The sequence below is a fragment of the Martelella mediterranea genome (assembly GCF_021021415.1).
Lineage (GTDB): Bacteria > Pseudomonadota > Alphaproteobacteria > Rhizobiales > Rhizobiaceae > Martelella > Martelella mediterranea_C.
This window is the reverse complement of sequence record NZ_JAINWJ010000032.1, coordinates 44,638-66,757: the sequence shown is the minus strand read 5'-3', so window position 1 is coordinate 66,757 and position 22,120 is coordinate 44,638. Positions and strand designations below refer to the sequence as shown.

21 protein-coding genes are annotated in these 22,120 nt (G+C 63.6%); 10 read left to right on the top strand and 11 right to left on the bottom strand.

Translation table 11 applies throughout. The features are described from left to right. Positions 1-9 precede the first annotated feature (9 nt). Positions 10-2,001, top strand: coding sequence for a TRAP transporter permease (locus K7H91_RS17645; protein ID WP_230721544.1), 1,992 nt, complete (start codon positions 10-12; stop codon positions 1,999-2,001). A gap of 293 nt (positions 2,002-2,294) precedes the next feature. Here K7H91_RS17645 and K7H91_RS17640 read toward each other — a convergent pair whose 3' ends face one another. Both K7H91_RS17640 and arfB read right to left on the bottom strand, forming a co-directional pair. Next, positions 2,295-2,906, bottom strand: a complete 612-nt coding sequence (locus K7H91_RS17640) for an alpha-ketoglutarate-dependent dioxygenase AlkB family protein (protein ID WP_230721543.1) — start codon at positions 2,904-2,906, stop codon at positions 2,295-2,297. A gap of 5 nt (positions 2,907-2,911) precedes the next feature. Continuing rightward, on the bottom strand, positions 2,912-3,349 hold the full coding sequence (gene arfB / locus K7H91_RS17635) for an alternative ribosome rescue aminoacyl-tRNA hydrolase ArfB (protein WP_230721542.1): 438 nt from the start codon (positions 3,347-3,349) through the stop codon (positions 2,912-2,914). Positions 3,350-3,603: 254 nt separating this feature from the next. Here arfB and K7H91_RS17630 point away from each other — a divergent pair, with 254 nt between their 5' ends. Then, positions 3,604-4,044: a glyoxalase superfamily protein gene (locus K7H91_RS17630; protein ID WP_230721541.1), complete on the top strand. Its 441-nt coding sequence runs from the start codon at positions 3,604-3,606 to the stop codon at positions 4,042-4,044. Between the two features lie 86 nt (positions 4,045-4,130). Here K7H91_RS17630 and K7H91_RS17625 read toward each other — a convergent pair whose 3' ends face one another. Beyond that, positions 4,131-5,738, bottom strand: a complete 1,608-nt coding sequence (locus tag K7H91_RS17625; RefSeq protein WP_230721540.1) for a phosphoenolpyruvate carboxykinase — start codon at positions 5,736-5,738, stop codon at positions 4,131-4,133. Between the two features lie 333 nt (positions 5,739-6,071). Here K7H91_RS17625 and K7H91_RS17620 point away from each other — a divergent pair, with 333 nt between their 5' ends. The 7 genes from K7H91_RS17620 to K7H91_RS17590 all read left to right on the top strand — a co-directional run bounded on the left by K7H91_RS17620 (position 6,072) and on the right by K7H91_RS17590 (position 11,846). Next, the gene (locus K7H91_RS17620) at positions 6,072-6,788 is read left to right on the top strand and encodes a response regulator transcription factor (protein ID WP_230721539.1); all 717 of its coding nucleotides are present in this window, start codon (positions 6,072-6,074) and stop codon (positions 6,786-6,788) included. A gap of 124 nt (positions 6,789-6,912) precedes the next feature. Then, positions 6,913-8,619 (top strand): sensor histidine kinase, encoded by a 1,707-nt coding sequence (locus K7H91_RS17615; protein WP_230721556.1) that lies wholly within the window; start codon positions 6,913-6,915, stop codon positions 8,617-8,619. After that, the gene (locus K7H91_RS17610; protein WP_230721538.1) at positions 8,616-9,098 is read left to right on the top strand and encodes an HPr kinase/phosphorylase; all 483 of its coding nucleotides are present in this window, start codon (positions 8,616-8,618) and stop codon (positions 9,096-9,098) included. Before K7H91_RS17615 ends, K7H91_RS17610 begins: the two co-directional genes overlap by 4 nt. 113 nt (positions 9,099-9,211) lie before the next feature. Beyond that, on the top strand, positions 9,212-9,613 hold the full coding sequence (locus K7H91_RS17605; RefSeq protein WP_230721537.1) for a PTS sugar transporter subunit IIA: 402 nt from the start codon (positions 9,212-9,214) through the stop codon (positions 9,611-9,613). A gap of 8 nt (positions 9,614-9,621) precedes the next feature. Beyond that, positions 9,622-9,897, top strand: coding sequence for an HPr family phosphocarrier protein (locus tag K7H91_RS17600; RefSeq protein WP_230721536.1), 276 nt, complete (start codon positions 9,622-9,624; stop codon positions 9,895-9,897). A gap of 55 nt (positions 9,898-9,952) precedes the next feature. Beyond that, positions 9,953-10,738: a ThuA domain-containing protein gene (locus tag K7H91_RS17595; RefSeq protein WP_230721535.1), complete on the top strand. Its 786-nt coding sequence runs from the start codon at positions 9,953-9,955 to the stop codon at positions 10,736-10,738. A gap of 16 nt (positions 10,739-10,754) precedes the next feature. Beyond that, positions 10,755-11,846: a Gfo/Idh/MocA family protein gene (locus tag K7H91_RS17590; protein ID WP_230721534.1), complete on the top strand. Its 1,092-nt coding sequence runs from the start codon at positions 10,755-10,757 to the stop codon at positions 11,844-11,846. A 79-nt stretch (positions 11,847-11,925) separates the two neighbouring features. Here the strand turns inward: K7H91_RS17590 and K7H91_RS17585 are convergent, their stop codons facing one another. Beyond that, positions 11,926-12,681, bottom strand: a complete 756-nt coding sequence (locus tag K7H91_RS17585; RefSeq protein ID WP_230721533.1) for a Crp/Fnr family transcriptional regulator — start codon at positions 12,679-12,681, stop codon at positions 11,926-11,928. A 317-nt stretch (positions 12,682-12,998) separates the two neighbouring features. Here K7H91_RS17585 and K7H91_RS17580 point away from each other — a divergent pair, with 317 nt between their 5' ends. Then, positions 12,999-14,066, top strand: coding sequence for a glycosyltransferase family 4 protein (locus K7H91_RS17580; RefSeq protein WP_230721532.1), 1,068 nt, complete (start codon positions 12,999-13,001; stop codon positions 14,064-14,066). Positions 14,067-14,084: 18 nt separating this feature from the next. Here the strand turns inward: K7H91_RS17580 and K7H91_RS17575 are convergent, their stop codons facing one another. From K7H91_RS17575 to K7H91_RS17545, 7 genes are all read right to left on the bottom strand, one after another. Then, positions 14,085-15,605 carry an aldehyde dehydrogenase (NADP(+)) gene (locus K7H91_RS17575; RefSeq protein WP_230721531.1) on the bottom strand — a complete coding sequence of 507 codons (1,521 nt, stop codon included), beginning with the start codon at positions 15,603-15,605 and terminating at the stop codon, positions 14,085-14,087. Between the two features lie 12 nt (positions 15,606-15,617). Continuing rightward, positions 15,618-16,754, bottom strand: coding sequence for a fumarylacetoacetate hydrolase family protein (locus tag K7H91_RS17570; RefSeq protein ID WP_230721530.1), 1,137 nt, complete (start codon positions 16,752-16,754; stop codon positions 15,618-15,620). Positions 16,755-16,852: 98 nt separating this feature from the next. After that, positions 16,853-17,803: an alpha/beta hydrolase family protein gene (locus K7H91_RS17565; RefSeq protein WP_230721529.1), complete on the bottom strand. Its 951-nt coding sequence runs from the start codon at positions 17,801-17,803 to the stop codon at positions 16,853-16,855. A gap of 20 nt (positions 17,804-17,823) precedes the next feature. Continuing rightward, positions 17,824-19,026, bottom strand: coding sequence for a CaiB/BaiF CoA transferase family protein (locus K7H91_RS17560; RefSeq protein WP_230721528.1), 1,203 nt, complete (start codon positions 19,024-19,026; stop codon positions 17,824-17,826). 71 nt (positions 19,027-19,097) lie between these two features. Next, positions 19,098-20,066 carry a Bug family tripartite tricarboxylate transporter substrate binding protein gene (locus tag K7H91_RS17555; protein ID WP_230721527.1) on the bottom strand — a complete coding sequence of 323 codons (969 nt, stop codon included), beginning with the start codon at positions 20,064-20,066 and terminating at the stop codon, positions 19,098-19,100. Further along, positions 20,063-21,640, bottom strand: a complete 1,578-nt coding sequence (locus K7H91_RS17550) for a tripartite tricarboxylate transporter permease (RefSeq protein ID WP_230721526.1) — start codon at positions 21,638-21,640, stop codon at positions 20,063-20,065. The genes K7H91_RS17555 and K7H91_RS17550 overlap by 4 nt, the downstream gene beginning before the upstream one ends. Beyond that, the gene (locus K7H91_RS17545) at positions 21,637-22,083 is read right to left on the bottom strand and encodes a tripartite tricarboxylate transporter TctB family protein (protein WP_230721525.1); all 447 of its coding nucleotides are present in this window, start codon (positions 22,081-22,083) and stop codon (positions 21,637-21,639) included. Before K7H91_RS17545 ends, K7H91_RS17550 begins: the two co-directional genes overlap by 4 nt. Positions 22,084-22,120: the final 37 nt, after the last annotated feature.

Sequence of the window (22,120 nt, the reverse complement as noted above, 5' to 3'; positions counted from 1 at the left end):
GAGAAGGCAATGTCCGAACCGGAAAAGATCTATCATGACGGCGAGTCGACGCCCACTCGCCAGCTTCCCGGTCCGGCGCGATGGACGGTCAGGGTCTTCACCCTGATCCTCCTCGTGCTCGGCACCAACCAGACGTTCAATCTCGGATCGCATTTCGGTTTCACGATCCTCGAAAACCAGTATTTCTATCTCGTGCTGGCGCTTGCCATCCCGATGGTGTTTCTGTTGATCCCCGGCTTCGGCGGCAACACCGCCAAGGGTCCGGGGGTCATCGACTGGGCGCTTGCCGCCATCACAGTGGTCACGCTCGCCTATTTCGTCATCCATGCCTATGACATCGTGCTGCTCGGCTGGGAAATGTCTCCGCCTCAAACGGCGGTGATCTTCAGCGCGATCCTGTGGGCGCTCATGCTCGACGCCGGCAGGCGCGCGGGCGGGCTGATCCTCGGCCTGATCGTGCTGTTCTTTTCGGCCTATCCGCTATTTGCCGACCGCATGCCGGGGCCGATCTCGGCGTTTTCCTCGCCGTTCTCCTATGTCGCCGCCTATCATGCGATGAGCCTTGAAAGCATGCTCGGCATTCCGCTGAAGGCGTTCGCCAATCTCGTGTTCGGCTTCGTCGTGTTCGGCGCGGCGCTGGAACATACCGGCGCGGGCCGGTTCTTCATCAATCTCGCCTTCGCGCTTCTCGGTCATGTCCGCGGCGGACCGGCCAAGGTCGCGATCCTTTCGAGCGGGCTGATGGGCTCGCTTTCGGGCAGCGTCGTCACCAATGTGCTGACCACCGGCGTCATGACCATTCCGGCCATGCGCAGGGTCGGAATGAAGGGCACGACGGCGGCCGGGATCGAGACCTGCGCCTCGACGGGCGGCGTGCTCATGCCGCCCGTCATGGGGGCCGCCGCCTTCGTCATGGCGGATTTCCTGCAGGTGCCCTATGCCACGATCGCGGTTTCGGCCGCGATCCCCGCCTTCCTCTATTTCATGGGCCTGTTCATCCAGATCGACGCGCGGGCCGCGCGTGACGGGCTGAAGGGCATTCCGGTCGAGGAACTGCCGAAGCTGAAGCAGACGCTGAAGGAAGGCTGGCACCATGTCTTCGCCTTCGGGCTTTTGACCTTCATGCTGCTGGTGATGCAGAACGAGCAATATGCGCCGTTCTATGCCACCGCCGCGCTGCTGGTGATCAACCAGATCGTATCGAAGACCGATCGCTGGGGCAGGAAGGAAGTGCTGCACTTCATCGACTCGCTTGCCCGGCTGTTCGCGACGCTCGCCGCCACCCTTGCCGCCGTCGGCATGATCGTCGGCGGGCTCTCGATGACGGGTCTCGCGGCGACGCTGGTCAACGATCTGCTGTCGATCGCCGGCGACAGCCCGCTGCTGCTCCTGATCATGGGCGCGCTGACGAGCCTCGTGCTCGGCACCGGCATGACGGCGACGGCCTGCTACATCTTCCTCGCGGTGATGCTGGCGCCGGCGCTGATCCAGGTCGGGCTCGATCCGCTGGCCTCGCATCTGTTCATCTTCTACTGGGGCATGCTGTCCTTCATCACGCCGCCGGTGGCGCTCGGCGCGTTCGCCGCCGCATCGGTCGCCAACACCCCGCCGATGCGCACCGGCTTCGAGGCCATGAAGATCGGCAGCATCGTCTATTTCATCCCGTTCTTCTTCGTGTTCGATCCGGCGCTGATCGGGCATGGAAGCTGGGGCAATATCGTGCTCTCGCTGATGCTGGCGCTGTTCGGGGTGTGGATGTTCGCGGGCGGCATCCAGGGCTATATCATGGGCATCGGCCCGGTGTTCCGCGACAGCCACTATGCCTGGATCCTGCGGCTGCCGCTCCTGATCGGCGCGATCCTGATCGCGCTGCCGGGCGAGGCGATCGCCGGGATCGGCGATCTCGAACTGCTGGCGATCGGCCTTGCGGTGATGTCGCCGGTGGTGATCGCGGCGCTCATCCAGAACCGACGAGGGTTAAGCCCGACGGGCGCGATGTGAACACAACCTCCCAAGGCGCGCCGGCGCGCGTGGTCTTGCCGGCTGGTTGTTCACAAACCCGCCTGCCTATCCTGTGTCATCCTCGGGCTTGACCCGAGGATCCAGGCCGGATCGCCCGACCTTAATAAAATACCCTTCTGATCAATGGCTTGCGCAGTATGGATGCTCGGGTCAAGCCCGAGCATGACCCCTTGGGGGGAGTGCAGCGAGGGTCGGAAACTCTGAATCCGAGACTTGCTCGATCGCCTGAGTTCAGCAGCACCGCAGCCCAACCTCCACACACCTTGCGGCGGCTACGTCGTCACCCTTCGCAGCGTCAGGTTGATCCGGCCGCCATTCTTCAAAAGCGTCGAGGTGCCCGGATAGGTGCGGGTGACGCCGTGGAAGGCGAGGCGGCTTTGGCCTGCAAGCAGAACGATATCGCCGCTCTTGAGCTTCAGCGACACCGCCTTGTCGGTCCGCTCGGTCCCGCCGACGCGGAACAGGCAGGTATCGCCGAGCGAGACCGAAAGCACCGGGGCGTTGAAATCGGCCTCGTCGCTGTCCTGATGCAGGCCCATCTTGGCGGTATCGTCATAGAAATTGACGAGGCAGGCCTCGGGCGGGCGCTCGTAATCGGCGAGCATATCCCAGAGGTTCAGAAGGCTTGCCGGCATGGGCGGCCACGGCCTGCCGGTCACCGGATGGGTTGCCTGATAGCGATAGCCGCGTTGCTTGTCGGTGACCCAGCCGAGCGCGCCGCAATTGGTCATCCTGACCGACATCGGCTTGCCGGTGCGCGGCATGGTCGGCACGTAAAGCGGGGCCTCGGCGACGACGGCGCGGATTTCGCCGACCAGCGCCTCCTGGGCGGCGCGGTCGAGATAATCCGGCAGGTAGCGGAAACCCTCGGGCAGGTCGTTCATGGCGGTTACTCGTCGGCTGCGGGTTTGCCGCGCATCTTCTTGATGGCGCCGCGTCCGGTCTTTGCCTTCAGCCGGCGTTCGATCGAGCCCTTGGTGGGCCTTGTCTTGCGGCGTCTCGGCGGCGGCGGGGCGGCGGCGGCGAGGATCAGTTCCTTCAGCCGCTCGCGGGCATCCTCGCGGTTGCGCTCCTGGGAGCGAAACCGGTTGGCCTCGATCATCAGCACGCCTTCCTTGGAGAGCTTGCGGCCGGCGATGCGCGCGGCATTGCGCTTGACGGTGTCGGAGAGTGACGGCGAAGCCGTGAGCGGAAAGAACAGTTGCACGGCGGTCGCGACCTTGTTGACGTTCTGCCCGCCGGGCCCGCCCGACAGCACGAACTGCTCGGTCAGCTCCCAGCCGAAAATGGTGATCCGGTCGTTGATGATGAGATCGCTTGAGGCCATGGCTGGCGTTATCTCACGCCGTCCTCTGCCCTTCAAGGTCGCAATCCCGGTCGGACGGACTTTGCTTGACGCGGACGGAAAAGCGGCGTACCGAGCCATAACGGCAAGGGACGCCGGCCGCCCGCAAGCACGCTGTGCTCTGGTGAAGTTCCCTTCGAACCGATGAGCGAGTTTTTCAAACCTTGCGCATTCGCGTTTCAGGCAATGCGGGCACCGGAACACCATAAAAGCGAATGCGAAGGAAAGACTTCGCAATGCCCCATACACCACTCCCCGCCCTTGAGACGCTCAAGGATCAGGCGAAACGCCTGCGCGCCCGGCTGGCGCAGGAAGACCAGACCATCAGCCATTCCCGCGCGCTGGAACTGGTTGCCGCGCAATACGGTTTTCGCGACTGGAACACGCTCCACGCCAAGGTCGGCAACCGGCCGCCGCTCAACCCATGGATGCTTGGCGCGCGCGTCAGCGGCACCTATCTCGGCCATCCTTTCACCGCAGAGGTGATCTCGGTGCAGGCGATCCAGAACAGATCGGGCTACTACCGGCTGACGATGAAGTTCGACGAGGCGATCGATGTGGTCACCTTCGAGAGCTTTTCGGCCTTTCGCCGCCGGATCAACTGCACCATCGACGAAACCGGACGCTCGCCATCGAAGACCTCGGATGGACGGCCGCATGTCGAACTGTCCTGGTAGCAGAGCGGCGCCGAACGCAAAAATACCCGGACGACCTGAGCCGCCCGGGTATTCCATGCACTCCTCCTGCGGAGCTGAAGCTGTTTTCAGGCTGCGGCAAGCATGCCCGGGGAAGCCGCCTTCACGCCGGCATCCACATGGTCTTCGAACTTGGCGAAGTTTGCGACGAACATGTCGACCAGCTTCTTGGCCTGCGCATCATAGGCGGCAGCATCCGCCCAGGTGCCGCGCGGATTGAGGATCGCTGCATCGACGCCGGGCACCGCGACCGGCACCTCGAAACCGAAATTGGCATCGGTGCGGAATTCGACCTCGGCCAGACGGCCCGACAGCGCTTCGGCCAGCATGGCGCGGGTCTGGCGGATCGGCATGCGGCTGCCGGTGCCATAGGCGCCGCCGGTCCAGCCGGTGTTGACCAGCCAGCACTGGACGCCATGCTTGGCGATCAGCGCTTTTAAGAGATTGCCGTATTCGGTCGGGTGGCGCGGCATGAACGGCGCGCCGAAACAGGTCGAAAACGTCGCTTCCGGCTCGGTCACGCCCTTTTCGGTGCCGGCGACCTTGGCGGTGTAGCCCGACAGGAAGTGGTACATCGCCTGTTCGGGGCTGAGTTTCGCGATCGGCGGCAGCACGCCGAAGGCATCCGCCGTCAGCATGATCACGGTCTTGGGATGCGGCGCGAGCCCGGTGCGCGAGGCGTTGGGGATGTAATCCAGCGGATAGGCGCAGCGGGTGTTCTCGGTCAGCGAGCCGTCGTCGAAATCGGGCTGGCGATCGGCATCGAGCACGACGTTTTCCAGAACCGTGCCAAAACGCTGGGTCGTGGCGTAGATCTCCGGCTCGGCTTCCGCCGAAAGCCGGATGGTCTTGGCGTAGCAGCCGCCCTCGAAGTTGAACAGGCCATCCTTGCCCCAGCCATGCTCGTCATCGCCGATCAGCGTGCGCGCCGGATCGGCCGAAAGCGTGGTCTTGCCGGTGCCCGACAGGCCGAAGAACACCGCGGCATCACCATCCGGGCCGACATTGGCCGAGCAGTGCATCGGCATCACGCCGCGTTCCGGCAGCAGATAGTTGAGCACGGTGAACACCGACTTCTTCATCTCGCCGGCATAGGAGGTGCCGCCGATCAGCACCAGACCGTTGACGAGATCGCAGGCGATCACGGTTTCGGTGCGGCAGCCATAGCGTTTCGGATCGGCCACGAAGGACGGCAGGTTGATGATCGTCAGCTTCGCCTCGAAATCCTCGACCTGATCACGATCCGGGCGGATCAGCAGGTTGCGGATGAACTGGGCGTGCCAGGCATATTCGGTGATCACCCGCGTCGGCAGGCGGTTGGCCTCGTCGGCGCCGCCGATCAGATCCTGGACGAACAGATCCTTGCCCGCTGCATGAGCCAGCATGTCGGCCTTCAGAAGCGCGAAATGCTCCGGCGACATCGGCTTGTTGTTATCCCACCAGATCTGGTCGCGGGTGGTGTCGTCGCAAACGACGAACTTGTCCTTGGCCGACCGTCCGGTGTGCTGGCCGGTGAGCGCGCGCAACGCGCCGCCGGCGGTCAGAACGGCCTCTCCACGACGGATCGATTCCTCGCAGAGCTCGGCCGGAAGGAGGTTGTAATAGACCGATTTCAGGTCTTTCAGACCCGCGCTCTCGACCGGAAAGCCGCGATTGTAGATTCCATGCTCCGCCATGTTCTCGCCTTTCAAGAGAAATTCAATTTTTTAAAAACATATTAAATTTATTCGCACCCGACAACCGGGGAGGTCGCAAAATCTAATGAAATCAGTTATTTAATCGATTAAAGAAAATCCATGCATGACAGTGTTGTGAAATTTATCCTGCTTTCTCATGATCTTAACTGCTCGTCCAAGTTGGGCCGCGGCTCGATTTAAAAGGCGGTGTCAGCGCCGTGCGGGCGGCCTTGCCACAATTTGTTCCAGTTTTTTTCCAAGAAATGCTAGAAACAGGGAGTTGGTCCGCTTTGAGGCGGCCCTTCCAAAAACAGATGCTGACAGGGAGTTCCCATGCAGACGATCGCTCTGGTCGATGACGACCGCAACATTTTGACCTCGGTGTCGATCGCGCTCGAATCGGAGGGGTACCGCGTCGACACCTATACCGACGGCGCGACCGCGCTGACCGGGCTTCAGGCCAACCCCCCGCAGCTTGCGATTTTCGATATCAAGATGCCGCGTATGGACGGGATGGAACTATTGCGCCGCCTGCGCCAGAAATCCGATATGCCGGTGATCTTCCTCACCTCCAAGGATGAAGAGATCGACGAGCTGTTCGGCCTGAAGATGGGTGCCGACGATTTCATCACCAAGCCGTTCTCGCAGCGCCTGCTGGTGGAGCGCGTGCGCGCCGTGCTGCGCCGCGTCGCCGCCCGCGAGGCCGCCGCCAATGGCGTCAAGCCCGCCGATGGCGAGGCCAACCGTCCGCTGGAACGCGGGCCGCTGGTGATGGACCGCGAGCGCCACACCTGCACCTGGAAAGGCGGCCCGGTGACGCTGACCGTCACCGAATTCCTGATCCTGCAATCGCTCGCCCAGCGCCCGGGCGTGGTCAAGAGCCGCGATGCGCTGATGGATGCCGCCTATGACGATCAGGTCTATGTCGACGACCGCACCATCGACAGCCACATCAAGCGCCTGCGCAAGAAGTTCAAGATGGTCGATAACGACTTCGATATGATAGAGACGCTCTACGGCGTCGGCTATCGCTTCCGCGAGGCGGCCTGATTTTCAAGACGACGACCGGCGCGCCACCAAGAGCGTCCGCGCCGGGTAGCCAGGACGTAGCGTGACGGACACAGCCAAGAAAACAGCCAAACCGGCCCGGCGCTGGCGAAAGCCCTTCGCCGTCATGCGCTGGGTGTTGGCCTCGACGGTGTTTTCGAGCCTCAACTGGCGCATCCTGTTCTTCAACCTTCTGGCGCTGTTTTTCCTGGTCGGCGGCATTCTCTACCTCAACCAGTTCCGCGAGGGACTGATCGACGCGCGCGTCGAAAGTCTGCTGACCCAGGGCGAGATCATCGCCGGCGCGATCGCCTCCTCGGCCTCGGTCGAAACCGACACGATGACGATCGACCCGCAGAAGCTTCTGGAACTGCAGGCCGGCGAAAGCGCCCGGCCGACCGCCAGCGACGAGGATCTGCGCTTTCCGCTCAACCCCGAAAAAGTGGCGCCGATCCTCAGACGGCTGATTTCGCCGACAAGGACGCGGGCGCGGATCTTCGATCCCGACGCCAATCTGATCCTCGATTCGCGCTATCTCTATTCGCGCGGTCAGGTGCTGCGCTATGACCTGCCCGCCGCCAGCCAGAATGACACCGAAAGTATCGGCGACAGGCTCGGCAATCTCATGAACCGGTTCCTGCAGCCCGGCAACCTGCCGCGCTACGAGGAGGCGCCAGGCGGGGACGGCTCGATCTATCCGGAGGTCATCAAGGCGCTAGACGCCCAGCGTTCGGCCGTGGTGCGGGTCACCGACAAGGGCAAGCTGATCGTCTCCGTGGCCGTGCCGATCCAGCGGTTCCGCGCGGTGCTGGGCGTGCTGCTGCTATCCACCCAGGCCGGCGATATCGACGAGATCGTCCATGCCGAGCGGATCGCGATCATCCGCGTCTTCGGGGTCACCGCGCTTGTGACGATGATCCTCTCCTTCATGCTGTCCTCGACGATCGCAAGCCCGCTGCGCCGGCTGTCGGAAGCGGCCGTGAGGGTGCGACGCGGCGGCCCGCGCGAGCGCGAGGAAATCCCGGATTTCTCGGCCCGCCAGGACGAGATCGGCCATCTGTCGACCGCGCTTCGCGAGATGACCACGGCGCTCTACGACCGGATCGACGCGATCGACAGCTTCGCCGCCGACGTCGCCCATGAGCTGAAGAACCCGCTGACTTCGCTGCGCAGCGCGGTGGAAACCCTGCCACTGGCGAAGACCGAGGAATCCAAGGCCCGGCTGACGGAGATCATCCAGCACGATGTCCGCCGTCTCGACCGGCTGATCAGCGATATCTCGGACGCCTCCAGGCTTGATGCCGAGCTTGCCCGCGAGGATGCCAAGCGCTTCGACGTCGAGGCTTTGCTCACCGACCTGGTGAATATCTCGCGCGAAACCAGCAAGCGCCACAAGAAGGTTCAGATCGGCTTTACCGCCCATCCCGGCAATCACGGCAAGACCGCGTTCGAGACCTATGGCCATGACCTGCGCATCGGCCAGATCGTCACCAATCTGATCGAGAATGCCCGTTCCTTCGTGCCGGAAAAGACCGGCCGCGTTGACGTGGCGCTGACCCGCACACGGGCGCAGATCATCGTCACCGTCACCGATAACGGGCCCGGCATCCGTCCCGACGCGCTGGAGCGGGTTTTCGAGCGGTTCTACACCGACCGGCCCGACGGCGAAGCCTTCGGCCAGAATTCCGGGCTCGGCCTGTCGATCTCGCGCCAGATCGCCGAAGCCCATGGCGGCACGCTGATGGCGGAAAATGTCACCGATGCGGAGACCGGCGCGGTCAAGGGCGCGCGCTTCACCCTCACCCTGCCGGCCGCCACCGGCAAGGCGTCATGACCGGCGCGGTCAATGTTCATGCAACCGCAATCGTGCTCGGCGCGACCGGCATCCTGATCACCGGACCGTCCGGGGCGGGCAAGAGCGCGCTGGCGCTTTCGCTGATCCGGGCGGGTCGGCTGCACGGCCTTTACGCAAGCCTCGTCGCCGATGACCAGGTCCTGGTCTCGGCGCTGAACGGCAGGGCGGTGGCGGCCGCGCCGCCGGCGACCGCCGGCCTGATCGAAATCCGCGGGACGGGCCTTGTGCCGATCGAGCATCTGCCGGAGGCGGTGCTCGATTTCGCGCTTCTGCCCATCGATCCGGCCAAGGCTGAGCGTCTGCCGGCGACCGGCGAGCGCTTCGACCTTGTTGCCGGTCTGACGCTGCCGCTCGCCCGCCTCGTTTGGCCGTCGCCCGATCCGTTTTCGGCGCTTGCGGCACTTTGTCCTGGCCTTGACCAGGGCCTTGCCGCGCGCCCGCGCCTGGCGGAATACTGATCGCGCCGCTTCGAGCGCGACTGTTTTCATGTGTGATTTCGCCGTTTTGGCTTGCACTTCGCGCTCGCTTCGACAAGATGCGAACGTTATCGCCCCGAGAAGGAGCTTGGTGAATGATCGGACTGGTTCTTGTGACCCATGGCGGCCTTGCGGAGGAATTCCGTCTGGCGGTCGAACATGTTGTTGGGCCCCAGGATGCCATCGAGACGATTTCGATCGGCCCGGAAGACGACATGGACCGCCGCCGCGACGATATCGTTGCCGCCGTCGGCAAGGTCGATGCCGGCAACGGCGTCATCATCCTGACCGACATGTTCGGCGGAACCCCCTCTAACCTCGCGATTTCCGTCATGAACAGCGGCACAACGGAGGTGATCGCCGGCGTCAACCTGCCAATGCTGATCAAGCTTGTGGCCGTGCGCCAGGAAAACGACATGGCAAAGGCGCTTGCCGAGGCGGAGGATGCCGGCCGGCGCTATATCAATGTCGCAAGCCGTGTGCTGAGCGGGAACTGACAGGCCATATGGAAACCGTTACACGCCGCCTGACCATTCTCAACAAAAGGGGGCTGCATGCGCGCGCTTCGGCGAAATTCGTCCAGACCGTCGAAAAATTCGATGCCTCCGTCGCCGTCGCCAAGGATGGCATGCGCGTGGGCGGCACGTCGATTATGGGGCTGATGATGCTTGCCGCCGGCATCAACAGCACTATTGTTGTCTCAGCCGCGGGCGCGGAGGCGGAAGCGGCGCTCGATGCCATCGAGGCGCTTGTTGCCGACCGTTTCGGCGAAGAAGGCTAAGCCCGACCGAAACGCGTCCCGCGCCGCGCCAATCCGGAAAAAATGGATATCAGACATGACCATCAGAACCCTTGTTTGGGGCGAAAACGTCCACGAGCAGACCAACGAGACCGTGGCCGAAATCTATCCCCGCGGCATGCATGCCGCCATCGCCGAAAGCCTGAACCGCAATGACGGCATCAAGGCGGACACCGCCGTTCTCCAGGACCCCGAGCACGGCCTGACGGCCGAGCGGCTCGCTGCGACCGACGTCCTGCTGTGGTGGGGCCATGCCGCCCATGGCGACGTGTCCGACGCGGTTGCCGAGCGTGTCTGCGAGGCGGTCTGGAGCGGGATGGGCATGATCTTCCTGCATTCGGCGCATTTTTCCAAACCGTTCAAGCGGCTGATGGGCACGGCCTGCAATCTCACCTGGCGCGAAGCCGGCGAGCGCGAGCGGCTGTGGGTGACCTCGGCCAACCACCCGATCGCCGAAGGCGTCGGCCCGAGTTTCGACCTTGAGAACGAGGAGATGTATGGCGAGCCCTTCGGCGTGCCGGAACCGCTGGAGACCGTGTTCGTGAGCTGGTTCCAGGGCGGCGAGGTGTTCCGCTCCGGCCTCACCTACAAGCGCGGCGCCGGCAATGTGTTCTACTTCCGCCCCGGCCACGAGACCTATCCGACCTATCACGACGCCAATGTCCAGCGCGTGATCGCCAATGCCGTGCGCTGGGCCCATAACCCGGCCCGCCGTATCGCCGATCCCACCGCGGCGCCCAACGTGCCCGTCGACAAGGCGCCCGAAAAGATCACCGAGCGCGGTGCCCGCCTGCACAATCCCGGCGAAGACGGTTTTCGCTGACCACGGAGACAGCCCCATGAACAAGACGAAGAAACCGGTACGAGTGCTGATCGTCGGCACCGGCGGCATGGCGCGCGTTCATGCCGAAGCCTTTGCCGAAATAGACGGCGTCAGCGTGGTGGCGGGCGTCGATCCGCGCGCCGAGGTGCTCGCCGCGTTCTGCGACAAACACGGGATCGAAGGCCGCTACGCCACGCTTGCCGAGGCGATCGAGCAGTGCGATTTCGACGCCGCCTCGGTGGTGACGCCCGACGGCCTGCATTATGCCACGACCATGCCGCTGATCGCGGCCGGCAAGCATGTTCTGTGCGAAAAGCCGCTGAGCACCGACTACGCCTTCGCCTCCGAGATGGCCTCTGCCGCCGAGGCAGCGGGCGTCGTCAACATGATCAATCTCAGCTACCGCAATGTCGCCGCGCTGCAGAAGGCCGCCGACATGATCGCCGCAGGCGAGATCGGCGCGGTGCGCCATTTCGAGGCCTCCTACCTGCAGAGCTGGCTGACGCAGTCCGTCTGGGGCGACTGGCGCACCGAGCCCGGCTGGCTCTGGCGGCTTTCCACCGCGCATGGCTCCAAGGGCGCGCTCGGCGATGTCGGCATCCATATCGTCGATTTCGCCACCTTTGCCGCCGGCTCCGCGCCGCATTCGGTCTCCTGCCGCACCGCCGTGTTCCACAAGGCCCCTGACGACAGGATCGGCGAATATGTCCTTGATGCCAATGACAGCTTCGTCATGCATATGGACCTTGCCAATGGCGCGATCGGCACGATCACCGCATCGCGTTTCGCCTCTGGCCACCACAATGACCTCCGCCTCCGGATTTACGGCGACAAGGGCGGGCTGCAGGTGCTGTTCGAGCGCAATGAGAGCCGTTTGCGCGCGGCCATCGGCCCGGATGCGCTTGCCAAGGAGGAGTGGAGCGATATCGACTGCCCGCCGGTCGCCACGATCTACCAGCGCTTCATCGCCGCGATCCGCGGCGAGGCGCCGGCCGAGCCGACCTTCCTGCGCGGCGCGGAACTGCAGCAGGTCCTCGACCTCGCCGGCCGCTCCCAGGAGATGGGAAGCCGTTCGCTGACGCTCGAGGCGGTCGCGGAACCCTCATGAAACCGTTGCGCCCAGGTAAAATTAACTGGATTTCAGTTTATTTAAACTAACAGGCTGAAAACAAAGAGATTTGACATATTCAAGCCTCGACGGGCGTTCCGTCGGGAAACCAGGATGTGTCGAGCTTGGTATGGCGGTCGGAGAAGTCGCAGATGCGCTTCATCCGGTCCTCCTCGAGGATTTCCACCGAGCCGTTGGAGCGGCGGATCAGGCCGTCCTTTTCGAGCGCGGTGAAGCTGCGGCTAACATAGACATTGGTGAGCCCCAGTACATCGGAAATCTCGGTCTGGTTGAGCGGCAGCCGGAAGGTCGTCGTCATCGTCGTGTTGGTGATGCGCAGCCGGGCCTGGAGGTCGAGCAGCAGATAGGCGATCCGCTCGCGTGCGCTCATGCGGCCGATGGCGCGCAGGAAATCGATCATGATCACCTGGTTGCGCACCGCAAGCGCAAACAGCAGCGCGGCAAGCTGCGGCGCACGCTTGAACACCTCGTCGAGATCCTTTTTCGGAAACGGGCAGAGCCGGACGTCTTCGGCGGCCCTCAGCACCGTCGTGCGTTCGGTAAAGGCGATATCGGGAAAACCGACGATATCGCCCGGATGGTGGATCTCCACGATCTGCCGGCGGCCATCCTTCAGGTCGGCATAGCTGTAGAGCCAGCCCTTCTTAACCACATAGAGGTGAATATTGTGGTCGCCCTCCTGATAGACCTCGTCATTCCTGGCGAAATCCTTTTCCTCGCGTTCGAAGCGGGCGATGCTCTCAAGCGAGGCCTCGTCGAGTTCGGCATAATGCGAGAGCTTCTGGGCCAGACAGCTTTTCGTGTGCGCGTTCATCTTTCCAAAACCTTCCGGCGGAGCGACAGTGGTGACATGCTCGCTGCCACTGCAATTATGGCCGAATGATGGCAGCCTCTGCAATCATCATGCTCGGTTGAGGCGATACTTTATGCGCGCCGTCCTCGTTTTCAACGTAATTTTAGGCGATTTGAAACCAGTTTAATGCGCGCCTTTTCGAAACAGTACAGGTACATGACAAACAAGGAGGGCCTGATGTCGGAACTGCCATCGGGTCACAAGAAGCACTTCGCGGCCGGGCGGGTCCTGTTGATCGCGAAAATCCTTCAAAACGAACAAAGAAAGGAGGCACTCTCATGTCCTCCGCCATTGCTGTTATAGACCCTTATTGCCTTACGCCCTATACGCTCGGCTCGCTGGAAGCCGGGGCACTCAGCGGCGCGGAATCGATCGCCATGCGCGTTGCGAAAGCCCATGGCAGAAATTTCCGGTTTCACTTCTACCAGAACGGCCGCATCGATATCGACCGCGATGCCTGCGGCTTCTACCGGCCGCTCGGTTCGCTGAAGGCGGACGATCTCGGCGGCGTTCAGGCGATCGCGGTGATCAGCTCATGGAAATCGGCGTTGAAGGCGCGCAAGCTCAATGCGCACGCCCCGATCTTCCTCCGACTTCATTCGAACCCGGGACGGCATAACCGCCGCATGGGCGAAGCGCTTGCCGACGCCGACATCGAGATCGTCTGCGTCTCTCATGCGCATGCGCGCCATGTGAGCGAATTTCTGAGCGCGGAAAACGACAGGCTGCCGAAGATCACCACGGTCTACAACCCGGTCGATGATCATCTAGCACCCGATAACACGCGGCGCGACGTGAACCGGCTGTTCTTTCCCGGCGCGCCGCTCAGGGGAATTTCGGAGGTTCTCGCCAAATTTGAATTGGTTCGCCAGCAACGCCCCGAGCTGAAGCTCGATATCGCCGAAGACGGCAACAAGATCTGGCCTGATGGCGCGCCGCCGGTGGGCGTAACCTTTTTGGGGCGGCTCGATCATGGCGAGATGATTGACCGGATGCGTCGATCGCTTTGCGTCTTCTATCCCCAGACACGGTTTTTCGAGCCCTTCGGCCTACCGCTTGCCGAGGCCAATGCGGTCGGCACGCCGGTGCTCGCGGATGAGGGGCTGGCGGTCAATCACGAAATTCTGGGCGGCGACGGCCAATGCGTCGACACCGGCGACATCGCCGCGATTGTAAGCCGGCTCGACGCCTGGCGCGAGACGCCGCCGAAGGTTACGGCCGCGCCGCATTACCGCATTTCCCATATCGCCGAGTTGTGGCGACAGAAGCTGACCGGGTCGCTTCAGTCGCCGCAGGGCGGCCCCGTGCCCATGGATGCCGCGGCTGCAGCACCCGCTTCGCGGTAACTTCAGCCGCCGCCGGTGTTACCCGGTATGCCGCAAATCCTCCGGCAGCAGCGCCGTCGGCATGTTCTGATAGCAGACCGGCCGCAGGAAGCGGCGTATCGCCATGGTGCCGACCGAGGTGCCGCCGAAAATTGTGGTCGCCGGGTAGGGCCCGCCATGGACCATGGCATCGGCAACGGCGACCCCGGTCGAGAATCCGTTGGCGAGCAGCCGGCCGGCCTTGCGCTCCAGCACCGGCAGCAGCGAGCCGGCGAACTCGGCATCATCATGATCCATATGCAGCGTGCAGGTCAGCTGGCCCTCCAGCCGCTCGGCGACAGCCCGCATCTCCTGGGCGTTCGATGCCACGACAATGATGCCGAGCGGGCCGAAAACCTCATGGGCGAGCGCCGGGTTTTCGATGAATGCCGCGGCTGAAACCTTGTAGAGCGCGGGCGCGGCCTTGCGCTGATCCGCCTCCAACTTGACCAGCGTTTCGACCCCGGATGCATGGGCAACAGCATCGCTGCCCTTGCGGAAGGCCTCGGCTATGCCGTCGGTCAACATCGTGGCCGCGCCGACCCTGCCAAGCTCCTCTGCCGCCTCTTCGGCGAACCGGTCGGCCTCGGGACCGGCCAGCGTCACCATCAGGCCCGGATTGGTGCAGAACTGGCCGACGCCCATGGTCAGCGATCCGGCCCAGCCTTTGGCGATCTCGCTCCCGCGATTGGCGAGCGCGTCCGGCAACAGGAAGTTGGGGTTGACCGAGCCAAGCTCGCCGAAGAACGGGATCGGCTCGTCGCGACGGGCGCAAAGATCGAACAGCGCCTTGCCGCCGGCAAGCGAGCCGGTGAAGCCGACCGCCTTGATCAACGGATGGGTGACAAGCATCGTGCCGGCCTCGTGCGAGGCGCCCTGAAGCAGGGAGAACACGCCCGGATGAATGCCGCATTTCTCCGCCGCCGCGGCAATCGCCTCGGCCACGATCTCGCCCGTTCCGGGGTGGGCGGGGTGGCCCTTGACCACCACGGGGCAACCGGCGGCGAGGGCGGAAGCGGTGTCGCCGCCGGCCGTTGAAAACGCCAGCGGGAAATTCGACGCGCCGAACACAGCCACGGGGCCGATCGGGCGCTGGATCATCTTCAGGTCCGGCGTGGGCGGGGTCGCCTCGGGATTGGCGGCGTCATGCCTGCGGTCGAGATAGTCGCCGTCCATGATATGGCGCGCGAACATGCGGAGCTGGCCCGTCGTGCGGCCGCGCTCGCCCTCAAGCCGCGCCTCCGGCAGGCCGGTTTCCGCCATGGCGATCGCGGTGATGTCGCTGCCGCGCTTTTCGATCTCGTCGGCGATCTTGTTCAGGAATTCGGCGCGGGTTCGGCGCGAAGTGTAACCATAGTCCCAGAACGCGGCCTCGGCGGCCTTTGCCGCCTCGTCCACCAGCGCCTCATCGGCTTCGAAGTATTCGAGCGGCTTTCCGGTCACCGGCTGTGAGGTAAAGCGTTTGGCGGTTTCTTTCCATTCGCCGCCGACCAGGTGCCGGCCATGTGGTTCGAAAGTCATAGATGTCTCCATTCAGATGAGGTCGCGTTCGCTAAGATTCGTCATCAGCGCGCGAATGCCAAAAGTCCACGGCGGGCATGCCGTCGAAAGGCGTACGGTATTGGTGAGCCGGCCAAGCCCCTGGGCTTCGATCGTAACCCTGTCGCCGATCTTGTGTGTGAAGCCCTCGCCCTTCACGTCTCGGTCCTCGGTGGGCGCAAACAGCGTGCCGAGGTAAAGCATGAAGCCGTCGGGATATTGATGATGCGTGCCGATGGTCTGGGCGACGAGCAGTTCCGGGTCGCGGCTGATTTCCGACATCGATGAATGTCCCGTCATGGTGTAGCCGTCCTCGCCCTCTACCGTCAGCCTCAATTCCGCCCGGCGCACATCGTCGAGCTTGAAGCGGTCATCGAACAGCCGGATCATCGGCCCGATCGCCGCCGAGGCATTATTGTCCTTCGCCTTGCCCAGCAGCAGGGCCGAGCGGCCCTCAACATCGCGCAGATTGACGTCATTGCCGAGCGCGGCGCCGACGATGCGGCCCGTCGAAGATACAGCGAGAACAATCTCGGGCTCCGGATTGTTCCATTGCGAGACCGGATGAAGGCCCACATCCGCGCCGGGACCGACCGAGGACAAAACCTGCGCTTTCGAGAACACCTCCGCATCCGGGCCGATGCCGACCTCGAGATACTGGCTCCACAATCCTTCCTCGATCAGAGCCTCCTTGACCCGGGCGGCAGCCGGGGAGCCGGCCTCCAGGTTTTTCAGGCTGTCGCCGATCTTCTCGCCGATGCGGGCGCGGATGGTTTCCGCCTTTTTCGGATCGCCGGCGGCCTTCTCTTCGATCACGCGCTCGACCATGGAGCGCGCAAAGGTAACGCCGCACGCCTTGATCGCCTGCAGGTCACAGGGGCTCAGCAGATGGACCGGGTCGCCGGGACGCGCCGCTGCGATGTCATCGAGCGGACCGAGAAACCGGCCTTCTGCGTTGCGGACATAAGCAACGGGGTCCGCCATCTCGCAAATGTCGCGCACCGTTGGCGCCGCTCTGTCGGTTATGTCGAAGAGCGCGCCGTCGCGCAACGTTACGATTGCGGGTCCATTGGCCTCCGCAAGCCAGACGCGGCCGATGTAGACGCCGGTTGGGTCGTCGATAATGCTCATCCCTGCCTCCCTTGGGTATGGCCTGCAAGAATGCGCAAAATCTTAACTGACGCAAGCACCCTCCCCGGTAGTTACGCCTGGCCGGCTGCAGGAAAGCCTTACTTGCGCATGAACTGCGCGGGCCAGTCGACGATGCGGTCTTCAAGCGCGGTAAGCCATGCGCGCGCATTTTGGTCATCCGCAAGATGGGCATCGAGGAAGGCGAGGGTCAGCATGGAGACCGCTTCGCGCTGGTCGGGGTGGCCGGGGGTCGGGTCGTTATCGGTCATGCCGCCGAGAAAATGATCGGCCTCATGCAGCACGGCGAGGTATTTTTCGCCTTCCGGAGCGTGATGAAACGGTTCGGTCTTCCAGTTCCAGTCCTGCCCCTTGGCGCCGCCATCGAGGGTTCCGGTCACCGTCAGCACGGGCCCGTCCATCGCGGCCCAGGAGCCCTCGCGCAGGCCCTGCTGGCCGCGACCCTGGCCGCTCAGCAGCACGGCGGCCGCAAACCTTGGATCCCGAAAGCTGCGCGGGCCTTCGCCCGGCATGTCGATTTCCGCGCCGGCGAGCAGCTGCGAGGTATAGGCGCCGAAGGAATGGCCGGCGATGGCGGTGGGCAGGGTCGTGGACGACGCGCCGATGGTTTTTTCCCGGATTTCCGCCAGATTGTCCATGATGGCGGTGACGATCCGGATCCGCTCCATCCAGTAATGCGGCGTGAGCAGAATCTGGAACATCCGGTCTCTCAGCGGCGGAAAGATGATCCACTTTGAAACTTCCGGCCCGTCGGGCGCGAAGCCGAGCTCGCGCGCCACAGCTTCGAGCGCGGCCACGCCATCGGCAAAGGTCGGATGGATGACGAGATAGCCATGGCTTGCCAGAAACGTGGAAAGTTCGACATGATCGCCGCCGTGGCCGCCGAGCCCGTGGCAGAAAATGACGATGCCCTTCGCCTGCCCTTCGGCGGGAAAACGGCAGACGAGCGGAAGGCGCGCGTCCCGGTCCTTTATGTCAAACCGGACGGTGTTGACGGCGCCGTCCCGGCCCGGCCAATCCTTTGCATCCATTGTCTTTCCTCACTCTCACCTCAGATCGCCCCGGCGCCGCGCAATGCGTCGATCTCGCCGTCCGAAAGGCCGATTCCCTTTAGCACGCCCGCGGTGTCGGCGCCGAGTTCGGGGGGCGGCGCATGCGCGGTCACCGCCTCGCCATTGGCGCGGAAACTCATCGACGGCACATGGATCGGCCCGTCATGGCCTTCGATCCGGAATTCGGAGAGCAGGCCGCGCGCGGCAATATGCGCTTCCGAAAGGGTTTCGTCGAGACTGCGCACCCTGGCGGCGGGAACATCGACTTTTGCCAGCAGGGCCTCCCATTCATCCGCCCTACGCGTGAGGAAGGTGGCGTTCAGCGTTTCGCGCAATGAGGCCGCGTTCTCCTTGACGGCGGTGGGCGTATTCCAGCGCTCGTCGGCGAGAATGTCGTCGCGGTCGATTGCCTTGCAGAGCCTAATGAACTGCGGCGCGTTGTTGGCCGCAAGCATGAGTACCCCGTCCCTTGTCTCGAACGCGCCCGAGGAGGGGCTGGCGCTCCAGGCCTCGTTGCCGCTCTGGGTCGGCATCCATCCGGCGGTCATGTGCTGGGTCATCAGCGAGGCCATCAGCATCAGCGCGGTATCGAGCATGGCGACGTCGACCTCGACCGCCTTGCCGGTGCGGGCGACCTCCAGCAGCCCGGCCATAATCGCCTGCGCGGCATTCATGCCGGTTGCGAAATCGATATAGGGCGCGCCGACCTTGGTCGGGCCATCGCCGGGCTTGCCGGTGGTCAGCATGATGCCGCACATGCCCTGGATGACGTGATCATAGGCGGGCCTGGCGCTCCACGGTCCGTTCTGGCCATAGGCGGAGATCGAGCAATAGACGATATCCGGCTTGATCGCCTTCACGACCTCGAAGCCGAGGCCCAGCCGCTCGGCGACGCCGGGCTTGAAATTTTCCACGAAGACATCCGCGTCCGCGATCAGCTTCTTGGCGATTTCGAGACCCTTCGGATTTTTCAGATCGAGCGTCACGGATTTCTTGTCGGCGTTCTGGGTCAGGTAGCTCGAGGCCATGCGCCGCTCGGTCAGCTCCGGCAGCAGGCCGCCGATGCGGGTCCAGTCGCCCTCGCCCGGCTTTTCGATCTTGATCACTTCCGCGCCCATCAGGGCCAGTTGATAGGTGGCATAGGGGCCGGCCAGAACCTGGCTCAAATCGATCACCCTGACGCCCTTGAGTGGCTGAAACATAACGGATTTCCGGTCTTGGGAGAGGAGCGCCGCGCGATCGCGCGACGCGATTTCGTTTGGCAGGCGGCCTGCTATTGCGCCGCCTGCTTGGCGGTCTCGATGATCTGCCTGTTCTTGTCGTAGGAAGAGTGTATTTCCTGATACGCCTCGTCGACACCCAGGAACTTGATCGGGATATCGGCAGCAGCGGTGATCTTCTGGAAGCTCTCATCGGTTTCGGCGAAGGAAAGCGCTTCGGCAAGGCGGTCGAGGATCGCCCGGGGCGTTCCCTTGGGCAGAAACAGCGTAGTGCGCGAATCCATCGCCATCGGATAGCCCTCCTCATCGATGGTCGGAACATCCGGCGCGGACGGGTGGCGGAAAGTTGTCAGCGCCGAGATCGTCTTCAGCTCTTCCGGATAACGATAGTGAATGCCGCCGGAAAACGCCGCCGCCACCTGGTTGCCGAGCAGTGCATTGATCATCTCGCTGCCGCTCTGCAGCGGAACGATATTGACGTCGATATCATTCTGCTTGCTCAGCGCCTCGATGTAGAGCCGCGCTTCGGGGCTCAGCGCGCCGAAGCTGGAGCCCGGATTCTCCTTGGCCCATGCCAGATATTCGGTGAGGTTGCTGTAGGGGCTGTCCTTACGGGCGGCCATGCCGACCTGATAGGCGGTGATCATGCCGGCATATTCGAAATCGTCCGCGGTGAAGTTGATGCCCTCCATGATGAAGGGCGACGTATTCACCACCGAATTCGACTGGAACAGCATGGTATAGCCGTCCGGCTTGGCCTTGGTCAGCTCGCGCGCGGCGACAGCTCCGCCGGCGCCCGGCTTGTTGGCGATATTGATCGGCTGGCCGAGATGATCGGACATGACCTGAGCGGCCGCGCGAGCGACCAGATCGGTCTGGCCACCGGCGCCGTAGCCCACCAGCATGGTGATCGGCCGGTCGGGATAGGCATCATCGGCGAAAGCCGCGCCGGAGAGACTGGCAAGGCCGATGGCCGCGCCGCTGATAAGGCCGAGCAGGCCCCGTTTGGTAATCGATTTCATCGCTCATCCTCCCTTTTGATTGCGAGAAATTCCTCGTCCTCCCGGTCTTCGCGACCGGTAAAATCATGCGCGTCGTGCCTGCCGACTGACGCCGCCATCTTGCTGCCATGGCCGATCCACCAGGCGACCACCACGGTCAGCACCAGGAACACGACCGCGATCGGGTGCTGCAGCAGATTGAGCGCTTTGTGATCGAGCAGTTGCAGCGACTGGCGGAAGCTCAGCTCCAGATTGGGGCCGATGACGAAGCCGATCAGGAAGGTCACGAAGGAAAAATCGAGCTTGCGCGCGAAGAACCCCACAACCGCGAAGGCGAGCATCACATAGATCGAGAAAATGCTGCCGGTTTCCATATAGGCGCCGATGCTGCACAACAGCAGCACGCCCGGAATGATCAGCCGCATCGGCGCCTTGATGATCTGGGCGAAGACGCGCTGGCCAAGATAGCCGATCGCCAGCATGATCACGCTGGCGCACAGCATCGCGGCATAGACATCGGCAACGAGCCGCGGCTGCTGCTGGAACATCAGCGGGCCGGGCGTCAGCCCGTGCAGGATGAAGGCGGCGATCAGGATCGCGGCGATGACGCTGCCGGGAATGCCGAGCGCGAACAGCGGGATCAGGCTTGCCGGCACGACCGCGTTGTCCGCGCTTTCGGCGGCCGCCACGCCCTCGATCATGCCCTTGCCAAATTTCTCCGGCGTCTTGGAGGCCTTGCGGGTGGCGCCATAGGACATGAACGAGCCGACGCTGGCGCCAAGACCCGGCAGGATGCCGACGACCGAGCCGATCAGCGTGCCGCGCGCGATCGCGGGAAAGCAGCGACGCCACTCCGACCACAGGATCACGCGGTCTTCGCGCCTGTCGCTGTCGCGGATCTGGTCCGTCGCGGAATCGAGCGCCTTGAGATTGCCCGCCTGCACCACCATTTCGGCAACCGCCAGCATGCCGATTGCCATCGGCACCAGCTTGATGCCGTCATCGAGTTCCAGCAGACCGAAGCTCATGCGCGGCACGAAGGTCTCGGTCTCGAACCCGATCGTTGCGAAGAAGATGCCGAGCGCGCCGGCAATCAGCCCCTTGGTCATCGAGGTGCCGGAAAGCCCGCCGATAAAGGTGAGCGAGAACAGCAGGATCGCGCAGAGCTCCACCGGACCGATCAGAAGCGCATAGCGCGCCAGCGGAGCGGCCAGCAGGATCAGGATGATGGTCGAGAGAAAATCGCCGATCACCGAGGCGAACAGCCCCATTTTCAGCGCCTTCTGCGCCTTGCCCTGGCGCGCCAGCGGATAGCCGTCCAGCGCGGTCGGCGCCGAGGACGGTTCGCCGGGCGTGTTGAGCAGGATGGCGGAGACCGCGCTGCCCGCGCCGCTGCCCTTGGCGATGCCGATCAGCATGCCGATCGCAGCCGGCGGCGTAAGATAGAAGGTCAGCGGAATGGCGACCGCCACGCCGGTGCCCTTGCCGAGCCCCGGCAGCGCGCCGACGACATAGCCGATGAACACGCCGAGCGCGACCCAGACCAGCGTGGCCGGGTGCAGGACATCCTGAAAACCGAGAAGGATATGGCTCATAGAATGCCCGTCCCAAGCAGCTTGTAAAACAGCAGCCAGACCGCAATCAGCAGCCCGGCGGTCATGCCGATGATCACCAGCGGTCGCCGCTCGCCCAGAAGCAGCAGGCTCGCCGCCACCAGGAAGATACCGCCGGCAAGCGGGGCGAGAAGCAGGTAAAGCGCGATCGAGATCAGGAACACCGCGCCGATCTTGACCAGCGCCAGCGCTTCCCCGCGCGTGATCGTCGGCTCGGCGTCCTCCGGCGTGGGTTTGGCGCGCAGATTGGAAAACGCCAGAAAGGCCGACAGCACGACCACGACGATCATCATCATGTTCGGCACGAGACGGGGCGACATCATGCCGTCAGGCCCCTCGCCGATCCCTTTCGGAATGATGAAGACAAGCGCAAACAGGCCCAGAAGAGCCAGAACAACGCCGGAAACGATATTGGCGCGTCTCAATTTTTCCTCCCGATCGGTGACGCGTCGGCGACAAACG